At 60.9% G+C, this 1,180-nt stretch carries 1 protein-coding gene; it reads left to right on the top strand.

The genetic code is table 11. From position 1 onward, the window contains the following. Positions 1-1,180: ISL3 family transposase (locus VQ045_RS21740; protein WP_331831611.1), on the top strand; the 1,180-nt coding region annotated here is incomplete at both ends.

Consider the following 1,180-nt stretch of genomic DNA (forward strand, 5'->3'; position numbering starts at 1 on the left):
CGTTGATGATTGGGCGATGAAGAAGCGGCTGCGCTACGGCACGATCATCGTCGACCTCCAACGCCACCGTCCGATAGATCTCTTGCCTGACCGCACGGCGGAGACGGTGATCGAATGGCTTGGGTCAAGGCCTGGGATCGAAATCGTCGCTCGGGACCGCTCGACAGAATATCGGCGCGCCATAACGATCGGTGCCCGGAACGCCGTTCAGATTGCCGATCGTTGGCACCTTCTCCACAACACGCGGCAGATGGTCGAGCGATGGGCTGCCGGCGCTTATGCGCGTTTGCGGCGGCTGCCCGAACTGTCATCGCCGAAGGCGACGAAGACGCGTCGGATAAAAGCGTTCAGACGATTGCGTTCCGACGCTGATGTCGCTTCCGAAAGCCGCACACGACGACTGATGCAATATAACGATGCGCGGCGGCGTTACCTCGCCGGCGAGGCGATCATGGCAATCAGCCGAGCGACAGGTTTGTCGCCGACCACCGTGCGCAAGTTCGCTTATGCTGATACCTTTCCCGAGCGGGCAGTGCGGGCAACGCCAACCAGCATCATTGATCCATATCTGCCGTTGCTGAGATCGCGACTCGCGAACGGATGCGAAAACGGCTTGCAGCTCTGGCGCGAATGCCGCGATCTTGGCTATGGTGGTTCCGCCGGCCAGATTCATCGGTGGCTTCAGGACCACCGGACAGCTCCGTCGAAACATGCCCCTCATAGGACGGACGACACGGCTCCGCCAGCTCCCCGCACTCAAAACCCTGTTTCGATTCCGTCCCCGAAGCAACTCGCGTGGTTGATCGTCAAGGCACCAGAGACGAGGTCGATCGAAGAGGCTAACGCGATCCTGCAAATCAGCCAGGATCGCGACGCCGCCATCCTCATTCGAATTGTTCGCCGTTTCGTCGATCTCGTCCGCCGGGTCGGAACCAAGGCCCATGATGCCGGCCCCGTCTTCGACGATTGGCTTCTTGGCGCAAAGCGCTGCGGTCTGCGTCCTGTCGAAACCTTCGCCGCAGGCCTTCAGCATGACGGCGATGCTGTTCGAGCCGCTTTGGAAACCAGTTGGAGCAGCGCCCAGGTCGAGGGCCAGGTGAATAAGCTGAAGCTGCTCAAGCGCTCAATGTATGGTCGCGGAAATCTCGAACTGCTCCGCCGCCGACTGATCCTGGCGCCG

The sequence above is a fragment of the Aurantimonas sp. E1-2-R+4 genome (assembly GCF_036549515.1).
Taxonomy (GTDB): domain Bacteria; phylum Pseudomonadota; class Alphaproteobacteria; order Rhizobiales; family Rhizobiaceae; genus Aurantimonas; species Aurantimonas coralicida_A.